This window comes from Pseudonocardia ammonioxydans, assembly GCF_900115005.1.
Taxonomy (GTDB): Bacteria; Actinomycetota; Actinomycetes; order Mycobacteriales; family Pseudonocardiaceae; genus Pseudonocardia; species Pseudonocardia ammonioxydans.
On record NZ_FOUY01000025.1, the window covers coordinates 33,154 to 46,599 of the forward strand.

9 protein-coding genes are annotated in these 13,446 nt (G+C 73.2%); all 9 read left to right on the forward strand.

Going from position 1 to position 13,446, the window contains the following annotated elements; all coding sequences use genetic code 11:
• The first annotated feature begins 189 nt into the window (after positions 1 to 189).
• Entirely contained in the window at positions 190 to 1,602 is a 1,413-nt protein-coding gene (locus tag BM093_RS22100; protein ID WP_093348471.1) for a uracil-xanthine permease family protein, read from the forward strand.
• Positions 1,599 to 2,423, forward strand: coding sequence for an FAD binding domain-containing protein (locus BM093_RS22105; protein WP_093348231.1), 825 nt, complete (start codon positions 1,599 to 1,601; stop codon positions 2,421 to 2,423). The genes BM093_RS22100 and BM093_RS22105 overlap by 4 nt, the downstream gene beginning before the upstream one ends.
• Positions 2,420 to 3,040, forward strand: coding sequence for a (2Fe-2S)-binding protein (locus BM093_RS22110; protein ID WP_093348236.1), 621 nt, complete (start codon positions 2,420 to 2,422; stop codon positions 3,038 to 3,040). The genes BM093_RS22105 and BM093_RS22110 overlap by 4 nt, the downstream gene beginning before the upstream one ends.
• Positions 3,037 to 5,415 carry an aerobic carbon-monoxide dehydrogenase large subunit gene (cutA, locus tag BM093_RS22115; RefSeq protein WP_093348241.1) on the forward strand — a complete coding sequence of 793 codons (2,379 nt, stop codon included), beginning with the start codon at positions 3,037 to 3,039 and terminating at the stop codon, positions 5,413 to 5,415. The genes BM093_RS22110 and cutA overlap by 4 nt, the downstream gene beginning before the upstream one ends.
• Positions 5,412 to 6,134 carry an SRPBCC family protein gene (locus tag BM093_RS22120; protein WP_093348246.1) on the forward strand — a complete coding sequence of 241 codons (723 nt, stop codon included), beginning with the start codon at positions 5,412 to 5,414 and terminating at the stop codon, positions 6,132 to 6,134. Before cutA ends, BM093_RS22120 begins: the two co-directional genes overlap by 4 nt.
• Positions 6,131 to 7,534, forward strand: coding sequence for an amidase (locus tag BM093_RS22125; protein ID WP_245773706.1), 1,404 nt, complete (start codon positions 6,131 to 6,133; stop codon positions 7,532 to 7,534). Before BM093_RS22120 ends, BM093_RS22125 begins: the two co-directional genes overlap by 4 nt.
• 87 nt (positions 7,535 to 7,621) lie before the next feature.
• Complete coding sequence (locus BM093_RS22130) at positions 7,622 to 9,700, forward strand: hydantoinase/oxoprolinase family protein (RefSeq protein ID WP_093348251.1); 2,079 nt, start codon at positions 7,622 to 7,624, stop codon at positions 9,698 to 9,700.
• Complete coding sequence (locus BM093_RS22135) at positions 9,697 to 11,655, forward strand: hydantoinase B/oxoprolinase family protein (RefSeq protein WP_245773707.1); 1,959 nt, start codon at positions 9,697 to 9,699, stop codon at positions 11,653 to 11,655. Before BM093_RS22130 ends, BM093_RS22135 begins: the two co-directional genes overlap by 4 nt.
• A 1,065-nt stretch (positions 11,656 to 12,720) precedes the next feature.
• The gene (locus tag BM093_RS22140; RefSeq protein WP_218162870.1) at positions 12,721 to 13,341 is read left to right on the forward strand and encodes an NAD(P)H-binding protein; all 621 of its coding nucleotides are present in this window, start codon (positions 12,721 to 12,723) and stop codon (positions 13,339 to 13,341) included.
• Positions 13,342 to 13,446 lie beyond the last annotated feature (105 nt).

Consider the following 13,446-nt stretch of genomic DNA (forward strand, 5'->3'; position numbering starts at 1 on the left):
CGGGACCGGGATCTGCAACCTCGTCGCAACCCATGAGGGCACGCACGCGTGTCACGGTGCTCGCGTCATCAATTCGTGCCAGCGGATCCGCCCGACGATCGGCAAGGATCGCCGTCGAGGTGCGACCTGGGTCTCATTAGCTTGAGTCGGGTTCGCGAGGCAGGGAAGCGGAGGGGACCCGAGATGTCGATGTTCAGGTGGGAGGTCGTCGAGCCCGCGCCCGGCGAACCGGTCGGGCCCGCGCAGCGGCTGCCCTGGGGGAGGACCGCCGGGCTCGGCATCCAGCACGTCGTCGCGATGTTCGGGGCGACGTTCGTCTTCCCGGTGGTGATGGGGCTCGACCCGAACCTCGCGATCCTGTTCTCCGGGCTCTGCACGGTCCTGTTCCTGCTGATCTGCAAGAACCGGGTGCCGAGCTACCTGGGCACGAGCGCCGCGTTCGTCGGCAGCGTGGCCGCGATCCGCGCGATGGGCGGCGACTCCGCCGACGTCACCGGCGCGATCCTGGTGGCCGGGCTGGTGCTGCTCGCGGTCGGGGTGTTCGTGCACTTCGCCGGGCCGCGCCTGGTGCACGCGGTGTTCCCGCCCGCGGTGACCGGCGCCGTCGTCATGCTGATCGGGTTCAACCTCGCCCCGGTCGTCGCCTCGGAGTACTGGCCGATCGACCAGTGGACCGGGCTGCTGACCGCGACGTTCCTGGTCTGCGCCGCGGTGCTGTTCCGCGGGTTCTGGGGCCGGATCGCGGTGTTCCTCGCGCTCGTGTTCGGGTTCGTGCTCTCCTACCTGCTCGACCTGCTGTTCGGCCCGATCACCTCGTGCGGCGGCGCCGACTGCACCCCGGAGCCGCACCTGCGCGTCGCGTTCGACGGGATCGGCGAGGCCGCCTGGTTCGGCCTGCCCAGCGGCACCCTCGACGACGGCGTGGCCGCCGTGCACGGCCCGAACTTCTCGCTGGTGTTCGTGCTGCTCGTGCTGCCCGGCGTGATCGCGCTCATCGCGGAGAACCTGGGCCACGTCAAGGCGGTCGCCGAGATGACCGGCGACGACCTCGACCCGTACATGGGCCGCGCGCTCGGCGCCGACGGCGCCGCCACCGCCCTGGCCAGCCTGTTCGGCGGATCCCCGACGACCACCTACGCGGAGAACATCGGCGTCATGGGGGCGACCCGGGTGTACTCCACCGCCGCGTACTACGTGGCGGCCGGTGTCGCGATCGTGCTGGGGCTCTGCCCGAAGTTCGGGGTGCTGATCGCCGCCATCCCGGGCGGTGTGCTCGGCGGGATCACCCTGGTGCTGTACGGGATGATCGCCCTGGTCGGGGCGAAGATCTGGGTGGAGAACGGCGTCGACTTCGGCGAGCCGCGCAACATCGTCGGGCTCGCGGCGGGCCTGGTCGCCGGCATCGGCGGCGTGGCCCTGGACCTCGGCGGCGGCTTCGAGCTCGGCGGGATCGCGCTGGGCACGATCCTGGTCGTCGTCTACTTCCACGCGGTCGCGCTGCGCGACCGCCGCACCGGCCCCGGTGTCGCGCACGGCAGCGATGAGGACCGGATCGATGAGGACAGGATCGATGAGGACAGGGAGGCGAAGGAGGTTCCGTGAAGCCCGCTCCGTTCGACTACGTCCGGCCCGACCGGCTGGCCGACGCCGTCGCCGCGCTCGCCACCCCGGAGAGCAAGGTGCTGGCGGGGGGCCAGAGCCTGATCCCGCTGCTGTCGATGCGCCTCGCCGCACCGTCGGTGCTCGTCGACATCAACGGGCTGCCCGGCCTCGACGCGATCACGGTCACCGGCGACGGGGTGCGGGTGGGTGCGCTGGCCCGGCACACCGCGATGCTGGAGTCGGCGGAGGTCGCCCGGGTGCAGCCGCTGGTGCCGATGGCACTGGCACACGTCGCGCACGCCACGATCCGTAATCGGGGCACGACGGTCGGGTCGCTGGTGCACGCCGACGCCGCCGCCGAGATGCCGGTGGTACTGGCTCTGCTGGGTGGGTCGCTGGACGTCGAGGGGTCGTCCGGACGACGCACGATCGGCGCGGCGGAGCTGTTCACCGGGCCGATGGAGTCGGCGGTGGGGCCGGACGAGGTCGCCGTGTCGGCGTTCTTCCCCGCGCTGCGGCCCGGCGCCGGCGTGGCGTTCGACGAGATCGCCCGCCGGCACGGCGACTACGCCCTGGTCGGGGCGGCGGCGCTGGTCGAGGGGGAGCGGGTCCGGGTCGGCTACCTGTCGGTCAGCGACGTGCCGACCGTCGTCGACCTGACCGGGGTGGCCCCGGACGACCGGGCGGACGCGGCCCTGGAGCGGCTCGACCCGGCCGGGGACATCCACGCCACGGCCGCCTACCGGCGCACGCTGGTGCGGGTGCTGACCGACCGGGTCGTGACGGCGGCGATCGACGATGCGAGGGGAGCGGGCCGGTGAGCGAGACGCTGCACGAGATCCGGCTGCGGGTGAACGGGATCGAGCACGAGCTGCGGGTGCCCGCCCGGCGGCTGCTGTCCGACGCGCTGCGCGGTGAGCTGGGGATGACCGGGACGCACGTCGGCTGCGAGCACGGGGTGTGCGGGGCGTGCACGATCCTGGTCGACGGCGAGCCGGGCCGGTCCTGCCTGATGCTGGCCGTGGCCGCCCAGGACCACGAGATCACCACGGTCGAGGGGCTGGCCGAGCCGGACGGGACGCTCTCGCCGGTGCAGCAGGCCTTCGCCGAGTGCCACGGGCTGCAGTGCGGGTTCTGCACCCCCGGCTTCCTCACCACGGTCACCGCGGGGCTGCGCCGCGACCCGTGCCCCACGCACGAGCGGGCCCGGGACATGATCGCCGGGAACCTGTGCCGGTGCACGGGCTACCAGAACATCGTCCGGGCGGTGGAGCGAGCAGCGACCATCGGCACGGAGCGGGCCGCAACCCTCACTACCGAGCGAGCAGCGACCGTCGGCACGGAGCGGAACGCGACCATCGATACCGAGCGAGCAGCGACCATCAGTACCGAGCGAGCAGCCGCCCTGGCCGACCGGGGGAGCGGGGTCTCGTCGTGACGACCAAGCTGATGGGGCAGCCCGTCCAGCGGGTCGAGGACCAGCGGTTCCTGCGCGGTGGCGGCCGCTACCTCGACGACGTCGCGGCCGGCCCGGGCACCCTGCACGCCGCGGTGCTCCGCTCCCCGCACGCGCACGCCCGGGTCGTCGACATCGACGTGTCCGGGGTGCTCGACGTCCCGGGGGTACACGCCGTCTACACCTACGACGACCTGACCGGCCCGATGGCCGAGCCGCTGCCGGTGCTCATCCCGCACCCCGCGCTCACCCACGGCCGCACCCAGTACGTGCTCGCCCGCGACGAGGTGAACCACGTCGGCGAGGCGATCGCGATCGTCGTCGCCGAGGACCGCTACCTGGCCGAGGACGCCGTCGACCGGATCGTCGTCGACTACGAGGTGCTGCCCGCCGTGGTCGGGATCGACGCCGCCCGCGCCGCGGAGTGCCTGGTGCACGAGGACGTGCCCGGCAACGTCGGCGCCCGCCTGGAGCAGACCGTCGGCGACGCGACCGCCGCGATCGCCGCGGCCCCGCACCGCCTCGAGCTGGACCTGGAGATCGAGCGCAGCGCCTGTATGCCGCTGGAGGGGCGCGGCACGGTGGCCCGCTGGGACCCCGACGCCGGCCGGCTCGTGCTGTGGACCTCCACGCAGAGCTCCACCGGCGTCCGCGCCGCCGTCGCCGCGAAGCTCGGCCTGGACATCGGCCACGTCGACGTGATCACCCCGGACGTCGGCGGCGGGTTCGGTGTGAAGATCGTGCACCCGTGGCCGGAGGAGCTGCTGGTCCCGATGGCCGCCCGGGCGCTGGGCCGGCCGGTGAAGTTCGTCGAGGACCGGCGTGAGCACTTCGTCTCCTCGGCGCACGAGCGCGGCCAGGTCCAGCACGTCGAGGTGGGGTTCGACGACGACGGCCGGCTGCTCGGGCTCGACGTCGAGTTCTGGCACGACCACGGCGCCTACACCCCGTACGGGCTGATCGTCCCGATCATCACCTCGACCCAGCTGCTCGGCCCGTACAAGCCGGGCGCCTACCGCGTGGTGTTCGAGTCGCTGTTCACCAACACGGTGATCGTCACCCCGTACCGCGGCGCCGGGCGTCCGCAGGGCTGCTTCGCGATGGAACGCACGATGGACGCGATCGCGGAGTACCTGGGCCGGGACCGGGCCGAGGTGCGCGCGGCCAACTTCATCGCGCCGCACGAGTTCCCCTACGACCACGGGCTGATCTTCCAGGACGGCCGCGCGCTCGAGTACGACTCGGGGGACTACCCGGCGTCGCTGGAGAAGCTGCGCAAGCTGATCGGCTGGGACGAGTTCGCGGCGTTCCGCCGGGAGTGCGCGGCGCAGGGCCGCACCGTGGGGATCGGGCTGGCCTGCTACGTCGAGGGCACCGGCGTCGGCCCGTACGAGGGCGCGCACGTGCACGTCGAGACCACCGGCAAGGTCAAGGTCGCGACCGGGCTGACCACCCAGGGGCAGGGCCACGAGACGGCGTTCGCCCAGATCGTCGCGGACGAGCTGGGCGTGCCGTTCGCCGACGTCGAGGTGGTCACCGGCGACACCCGCCGGATGCCGTACGCGGTGGGGACGTTCGCGTCCCGGGCCGCGGTGATGAGCGGGTCGGCGATCGTCAAGGCGGCCCGGCGGACGAAGGAGAAGGCGCTGCGCCTGGCCGCGGAGGCGCTGGAGGCCTCGGTCGAGGACCTGGAGATCGTCGAGGGCGTGGTGGGTGTGCGCGGCACGGACCGGTCGGTCCCGCTCGGGACGCTGTCGGTGCTGTCCAACCCGCTGCGCTACGCCTTCGACGAGGCCTCGAAGGCCGCGACCCAGTTCTCGGTCGGCGACAGCGAGGCACCCCCGGTCGCCGAGGGCGAGGAGCCCGGGCTGGAGGGCAAGGACTTCTACAGCCCGGTGCACGCCACGTTCGCCTCCGGCATGCACGCGGCGATCGTCGAGACCGACCCGGCCACCGCCGAGATCCGGATCCTGCGCTACGCCGTCGTGCACGACTGCGGGCACCTGATCAACCCGATGGTCGTGGAGGGACAGATCCACGGCGGGGTGGCGCAGGGCATCGGCGGTGCGCTGTACGAGCGGATGGCCTACGACGAGGGCGGCCAGCTGCTCAACGCGTCCTTCATGGACTTCCTGATGCCCTACGTCACCGAGATCCCGGACGGCATCGAGATCGACCACCTGGAGACCCCGTCCCCGCTGAACCCGCTCGGGATCAAGGGGGCCGGCGAGGCGGGGGTCATCCCGGTCTCCGCGGTGATCGCCGCGGCCGTCGAGGACGCCGAGGGCATCCCGATCCGGGCGATGCCGATCTCACCGTCCGACCTTCACACCCTGCGGGAGGACCACCGCTCATGAAGATCAGCGGGAGCAACGTCGTGGCGCACCCGGTCGAGCACGTCTGGGACGCCCTGCTCGACCCGCGCGTGCTGGTGTCGAGCATCCCCGGCTGCGAGAAGCTGGAGGCCGTCGGCGACCACGAGTACGCCATGACCGTCACCGCGGGCGTGGCCGCCGTGAAGGGCACCTACGCCGGGCGTTGCGCGCTCTCGGACCTGAAGCCGCACGAGTCGCTGGTGATGACGCTGACCGGTGCGGGCGGGCCGGGGACGATCGACGCGGTCGTCGACGTCGGGTTCGACGACCTCGGCGCCGACGGCACCCGGATCTCCTACGCCGCCGACGCCACCGTCGGCGGGATGGTCGGCGGGGTCGGGCAGCGGATGCTCGCGAGCGTGTCCAAGCGGATGGCGGCGGAGTTCTTCGGCAACGTCGGCTCGGCGATCACCGTCCCGGCGTCGGTGCCGATCGACGGGGCCGAGCCGGCGTCCGCCGACGGCACCGGCGCCGCCACCGCCCCGACCGATTCCCCCACCGCCGCCCCGGCCCTGGTCGGCGGCCCCGGCTACACCGCGCCGACCGCGCGGCCCGGGGTCTACACGGCCTCCGGTCCCGCGCCCGGCACGGTCCCCGGCTCCCCGTCCGGCACCGACGAGCTCACCCGCGGCATCGGGATCGGTGCCGCGGTGGCCCTGCTCGGGGTGCTGGTCGGCGCCGCGCTGGGGCGGCGCCGGTGACGGGCGCCCTGTCGGTCGATTCCACGGCCCGGACCCAGGCCGCGGCGCTGCGGGCCAAGGACATCTCGGCACGCGAGCTGCTGGAGCTGCACCTCGACCGGATCGCCGAGCGGAACCCGCAGCTGAACGCGGTCGTCTCGCTGGACCCGGAGCGGGCCCGCGCCGCGGCGGCCGCCGCCGACGACCAGCTGGTGTCCGGTGGGGAGATCGGGCCGCTGCACGGGCTGCCGTTCGCGTTCAAGGACACCCACGCCGCCGCCGGCTGGCGCACCACCTACGGCTCCCCGCTGTACGCCGAGCACGTCCCGGACGCCGACGAACTGGTCGTCGAGCGGATACGGCGGGCCGGTGCGGTGCCGATCGGCAAGACCAACGTCCCGGAGTTCGCGGCCGGCTCGCACACGTTCAACCGGGTCTTCGGCACCACGCTCAACCCGCACGACCCGTCCCGCTCGGCCGGGGGCTCGTCCGGTGGCGCCGCGTGCGCGCTGGCGTCCGGGATGGTGCCGCTGGCCGAGGGCTCGGACATGGGCGGCTCGCTGCGCAACCCGGCGTCGTTCTGCGGGGTGGTCGGGCTGCGGCCGTCGTGGGGGCGGGTGCCGGAGTGGCCGCAGGCCAACATGTGGGAGACCACCAGCACCGGCGGCCCGATGGCGCGCACCGTCGGCGACCTGGCGCTGCTGCTGTCGGTGCTGGCCGGGCCGGACCCGCGGGCCCCGCACGCGCTCGGCGACGCGGGGGCGGCGTTCGCGCCGCCGCTCGCGGCCACGGCGGTGCGCGGGCTGCGGGTGGCGCTGTCGGCGGACCTCGGCGGCGCGTTCGCGGTGGACGCCGACGTGCGGGCGGTCGTCGAGGCGGCCGGGACCGCGCTGGCCGGCGCCGGGGCGGTGGTCACCGGTGCCGTCCCCGACCTGAGCGGTGCCGACGCGTGCTTCCGCACCCTGCGGGCCTGGCACTTCCAGGCGCGCTTCGGCGCGCTGCTCGCCGAGCACCCGGACGGGTTCAAGGCCTCGCTCGCCGAGAACATCCGGGCCGGTGAGTCGCTGACCGGTGCCGACGTGGCGCTCGCCTACCAGCGGCGGACGGCGCTGGCCCAGCGGATGCGGGAGTTCTTCACCGACCACGACGTGCTCGTGCTGCCCGTGTCGCAGGTGCCGCCCTTCCCGGCGGACCAGGAGTTCCCCACGAGCATCGACGGCCGCCCGATGGAGTCCTACCTGGACTGGATGAGGTCGGCGTACCTGATCACCGTGACCGGCTGCCCGGCGATCTCGGTGCCGTTCGGGACCACGCCGGACGGGCTCCCGGTGGGCGTCCAGGTCGTCGCCCGGCACGGCGGGGACCGGTTCCTGCTGGAGGTCGCCACGGCGATCGAGGCACTGGCGAGTTCTGCCAACTGAGCCGAGTTCCATCGGCATGAGTTGACATGTCCTGTGGGTGGGTGTGCCGGTTCAATCGGTTCCGGCCCCACACGCAGGAGGACATCGATGACCCGGCGCATCCGGATCGGCATCGACACCGGTGGCACGTTCACCGACGTCGTCGCCTTCGACGAGGAGGCGGGCGAGCTCGTCACCACCAAGACGCCGTCCACCCCCGCCAACCCGGCCGACGGGTTCCTGGCCGGCATCGACAAGGTGCTCGGCCTGCTGGGTTCCGAGGGCTCCGCCATCCAGGCCGTCAGCCACGGCACCACCGTCGCCACCAACCAGCTCCTCGAGGGCAAGATCGACCGGCTCGGCTTCGTCACCACCGCCGGGTACGAGGCCATGCTGGAGATCGCCCGGCAGTCCGTCCCGGACGGCTACGGCAACTCCTACTTCTGGGTCAAGCCCAGCCGGATCGTGCCCCGGGACCTGGTCAAGGGCGTCGAGGGCCGGCTGGACCACACCGGGGCCGAGGTCCGCCCGTTCGACGAGGACGGTGCGCGCACCGTCGCCCGCTGGTTCCGCGACCGCGGCGTGAACACCCTCGGCGTGTGCTTCCTGCACGCCTACGCCGACCCCACGCACGAGCAGCGGATGCGGCAGATCCTGGCCGAGGAGCACCCCGGGGCGGTCGTGTCGCTGTCGAGCGAGGTGCTGCGCGAGTACCGCGAGTTCGAGCGAGCCACCACGGTGCTGGTGGACGCCGCGGTGAAGCCGCGGCTGTCGACCTACGTCGAGAACATCAAGAACCGGCTCGCCGAGTACGACGACCGCGAGATCCCGTTCTACGTCATGAAGTCCAACGGCGGCGTGCTCTCCGCCGACGAGGTCGTCCACCAGCCGATCACCACCGTCCTGTCCGGACCGGCGGCCGGGGCGCTCGGCGCCGCGATGATCGCGAAGGAGGCGGGCTTCGACAAGGTCCTCACCTCCGACGGCGGCGGCACCTCCACCGACGTCTCCGTGGTGATCGACGGCGACCCGACTCTGACCACGGAGGGCACGGTCGGCCGGTTCCCGTCCAAGATCCCGATGATCGACGTCGTCACGGTCGGGGCCGGCGGCGGCTCGATCGCCTGGATCTCGCCGGAGGGCACCCTCAAGGTCGGCCCGCACTCCGCGGGCGCCGACCCGGGGCCGCTCTGCTACGGGCGCGGCGGCACCGAGGTCACGATCACCGACGCGCACGTGTTCCTCGGCCGGATCCCGCCGCACCTGCTCGGCGGCGAGATCCCGCTGGACGTCGACGCCGCCCGCACCGGGGTCGAGACGCTGGCCAAGGAGCTCGACCTCACCCCGGAGGCGTGCGCCACCGGCATCCTGGAGATCTCGGCCTGGAACCAGGCCAACGCGCTGCGCCAGGTCACCGTCAAGCGGGGCCTCGACGTCCGCGACTTCGCGCTCACCACGTTCGGCGGCTCCGGTTCGCTGCTGCTGTGCCGGCTGGTCGACGTGCTCGGCGTCCCGACCGTGCTGGTCCCGCCGAACCCGGGCAACGTGTCCGCGTTCGGCCTGCTCACCGTCGACGTCAAGAACGACTACGTGCAGACCCACGTGGCACTGGCCGACGCGCTGGAGCCCGCCGATGTCGCCCGGATCGTCGACGACCTCACCGGGCAGGCCGCCGCCGCGCTGGCCCGGGAGGGCTTCGCGCCCGGACAGCACCGGTTCGTGCGCACCGCCGACGTGCGCTACTTCGGACAGGCCTTCGAGGTGCGGGTGCCGGTCCCCGACGGTCCGATCACGACGTCCACCCTGGACACGGTCGCGGAGTCGTTCCACGCCGCGCACCGCGGGCTCTACGGCTACGACTTCGCCGGTGACCCCGACCAGCAGGTCGAGTGGGTCAACCTGCGGGTCTCCGGGATCGGGCCGATCCGCCGCCCCGACATCCCCCGCCACGCCCTGGCCGACGACCCCGCCGTCACCGAGGCGTCGCGCCGCCCGGTCTGCTTCGACGCGGCCGACGGTTTCGTCGACACGCCCGTGTACCGGCGCGCCGACCTGGTGCCCGGCTCGGGGATCGACGGGCCGGCGATCGTCGAGGAGTTCGGCTCGACCGTCCCGCTGCACCCGGGCTTCACCGCCCGCGTCGACGAGTTCCTGAACATCATCGTGACCCGGAAGGCTCTCCCGTGACCGCCGTGGCTTCCCCCGACACCGGATCCCGCCGGGCACCCACCCGGTTCCCGTTCGGCCCGCTGACCGCCGACGCCGGGGCGGGCGCCGACCCCGTCCTCGTCGAGATCGTGCAGGGTTCGCTGGCCAGCGTGGAGATGGAGGTCGAGACCGCCATCGCCCGAACCAGCCGCAGTCCGATGATCCGCGACGCGCACGACTTCCGGGCCGGTATCCACGACCGCAGGCTGCGCAAGCTGACCGGCCGCTCGTACTCCGCGCTGGTGCACCCGATCGCCCGCGAGTTCGGGCTCGAGGAGATGCGCGAGGGCGACGTCTTCTTCCACAACGACGTCTACCGCTCCGAGGGCGGGATCGGGCACCTGCCGGACCTGTGCGTGACCGTCCCGGTGTTCGCCGGACCGTCCGACGACCGCCGGGTGGTCGCGTTCGTGCAGGCGTTCGGGCACCACGACGACATCGGCGGCGCCGTCCCCGGCTCGATGCCGTCCAACGCGACCGACGTGTTCTCCGAGGGGCTGATGGTCCCGCCGATCCGGCTGTGGGAGCAGGGCGTGCCGAACCGGGCCGCTCTGGCGATCATGACCCGGAACTCGCGGATGCCCGAGTCGCTGGCCGCCGACCTCGACGCCGAGTGCTCGGCCTGCCTCATGGGCGCCCGCCGGCTCGGGGAGCTGTTCGACCGCTACGGGGTCGAGGTCGTCGAGTCCTGCTTCGACGCGATCATCTCCCGCACCACCGAGACCTACCGCCGCGAGATCCTCGGGCGGATCCCGGTCGGCACCTGGACCTGGGAGGACTACGCCGAGCACGACGGCGTCGACGACCCGCGGCTGCACGCCCAGCGGATCACCCTGACCCGGACCGGGCCGGACGACCCGGACGGCGAGCGGCTGATCCTCGACTTCGCGGGCACCTCCCCGCAGGCCCGGGGGCCGATCAACCACTGCGGCGACTACTCCGACGGCGTCTTCCTCAAGAAGTGGCTCGCGCCGATCCTGCGCAACCTCGCCGAGAGCCCCGAGCGGATGGCCGAGCTCGACGTCAACGAGGGCGTCGTGCCGCTGATCGAGATGCGATTCCCGCCGCCCGGCACGCTGCTCACCCCGGTGTTCCCGGCCCCGACGAACGCCCGCACGTTCGTCATCCTGCGGCTGCTCGGCGTGCTCGCCGGCGTGGTCGCGAAGGCCGTCGACGGCCGGATGCCCGCCGACCAGGAGACGATCCGCTACACCGGTGTCTACGGCGAGGACCTCGAGGGGCGCCCCTACCTCATGCGCGAGGTGCTCGGCGGCGGCTCCGGCGGCCGGTACTACGCCGACGGCGAGGACACCATCCACGTCGTCCCCGACTCGCGGAACCTGCCGACCGAGTTCACCGAGGCCCGCTTCCCGTTCCGGGTCGAGTCGCTGTCACTGGCCGTCGACTCCGGCGGACCGGGCGAGTTCCGCGGCGGCCTCGGCTACGAGAAGCACATCCGGATGCTCAAGGACGCGCACTTCATGTCCATCGCGGACCGCTCGATCCTGTCCTGCTGGGGCGTGAAGGGCGGCAAGGCCGGACGGCCGTTCCAGGTCACCATCGACCCGGGCGGGCCGAACGAGCGCGAGGTCGACGCCCTGGCCGACGACGAGCCGGTGACCGCGGGCGAGGTGATCCGGATCCGCACCACCGGGGGCGGCGGGTGGGGCGACCCGCTGGCCCGCACCCCGGAGGCCGTCGTGCGTGACGTCGTGTGGCGCAAGGTCTCGCCCGAGGCGGCGCGCGCCGACTACGGCGTCGTGCTCACCGGGTCGCTCGACGACGACACCCTGGGCCACGACCCCGCCGCCACCGCCGCCGAGCGGGCCCGCCGCGCCCCGTGGTCCCCGGACGACGACGCGTTCTTCGACCGCGGCCCGGGCTACGCGACCCTTGCCGGCGGCGCCCCGCACGCCGACGTCGACCGCCTCTGACCCCGCCCCGCAGGCCGGAAGCGTGCATCTCGCCCGGCGCACCCGCACACCCCACCCGCGCCGGGGCGGGAGCGTGCATGTCGAGCCCTGCTCGGCTGTCGAGCTGCACGTTCGCGCCCCCTCGTGGGCGGAAGCGCGCATGCCGGGCGCGTTCGACGGTCGAGCCGCACACTCCCGCCCTGCCGGGGACGACAGCGTGCACGTCGAGCCTGGCGTGGTTGTCGATCTGCACGGTCGCGCCCTGTCATGGGCCGAACTGTGCAGGTCGACGCGCTCGGCAGCCGAGCCGCGCACTCCAGCCCTGCTACGAAGGCGTGCGTGCCGAGCCCGGCTCGGGTGTCGTCCGCCGGGCACTCGTCGACTGTCACCTCAGTGCTCGTGTCCGTGCACCTGTGTGTCTCTCGGCGTGGCAGGGACGGGTCTCGGGCGAGCGTCGTGGCGCTCTCGCTCTGCCAAGGGGCGAAATCGTGCGCGTCGATGCCGGCTCAGCAGTCGAGCTGCACGCTCGCGCCCTGTCGCGGGCGGAAGCGTGCGTCTCGAACCCTGCTCAGCTGTTGATCTGCACGTTCGCGCCTCCTCAAGGGCGGAACTGTGCATGTCGAGCCGGGGAGGGGCGGGAGCGTGCGTGTCGAGCCCGGCTCGGATGTCGATCTGCACACTTCTGCCGCACGCGACGACGGGGGCCGCGGGGCACGGCGACTGTGCCGGGAGCGAGTGTCATGTCAGTCTTCGTGCCCGCGCACCTCTGTGCCAGTCGGCAGCGCGCACGTGTGCAGGAGCGGAACGCAGTCGTCGAGTGTCACGCCAGTGCTCGTGTCCGCGCACCTGTGTGTCATTCGGCAGCGCGCGCGTGCGGCGCGAGCGGCGCGTGCGGATCGCGGGCATCGAGTGTCACGTCAGTGTTCGTGTCCGCGCACCCGTGTGTCATTCGGCAGCGCGTACGTGGGGCACGAGCGGGCAGCGGGGGCGTGAGCGTGGGGCCGCGAGACCGGCAACGGGACGAGAGAGCGGAGGCAGCGGGTGCGTGTGGCGATTCCCGGTGGGAACGGGCGGACGGGGCGGGCGGTGGCGGAAGCGCTGCACGCGCGCGGGGCGACGGCGGTCCCGCTGGGGCGCGCCGATCGGGTGCGGGAGGCCGTGGCCGGCTGCGACGCCGCGTACGTGATCGCCCCGAACATGCATCCCGACGAGCCCGCGCTGGTCGCGGGCGTGCTCGACGAGCTGCGGGTGGCGGGCGTCGACCGGGTCGTCTACCACTCGGTGGCGTCGCCGTACGCCCTGGACATGCCGCACCACCTGGGCAAGGCCCGCTCGGAGGACGTCGTCCGCCGGTCCGGTCTGCGGTGGACGATCCTGCAGCCCGGCGCCTACCTGCAGAACCTCGACCTCACGGGGCCGGTCCGGGTGCCCTACGACGTCGAGGCCGTGTTCGGGTTCGCCGACCTGGCCGACGTCGCCGCGGCCGCCGCGACCGTGCTCACCGTGCCCGGGCACGAGGGCGCGACCTACGAGCTGGCCTCCCGCGTCGCGACCGTCGCGGAGCTGGCGGCCGAGGCCGGTGTCCCCGCCGAGCAGGTACCGGGCCCGTCCGGGCTCGGGGCGTGGTTCGACGCGATGTTCGCCTACTACGACCGGCACGGCCTGCCGGTCGGCACCCGCACGCTCGACGCGCTCCTGCAGCGGTGATCCGGCGACGAGCCGCGGGCCGACTCGAGACGCCGATTCGGCAAGATCTGCCAGTGATCCGGCTCGCTTTCCGTCCCCGGCGACGGTGAGCCACGTCGCACCGCG

Bases quoted from the DNA above. Each gene is read 5' to 3' on its own strand.
- BM093_RS22100 (WP_093348471.1), top strand. From the start codon at position 190: ATGTTCAGGTGGGAGGTCGTCGAGCCCGCGCCCGGCGAACCGGTCGGG.
- BM093_RS22120 (WP_093348246.1), top strand. From the start codon at position 5,412: ATGAAGATCAGCGGGAGCAACGTCGTGGCGCACCCGGTCGAGCACGTC.
- BM093_RS22130 (WP_093348251.1), top strand. From the start codon at position 7,622: ATGACCCGGCGCATCCGGATCGGCATCGACACCGGTGGCACGTTCACC.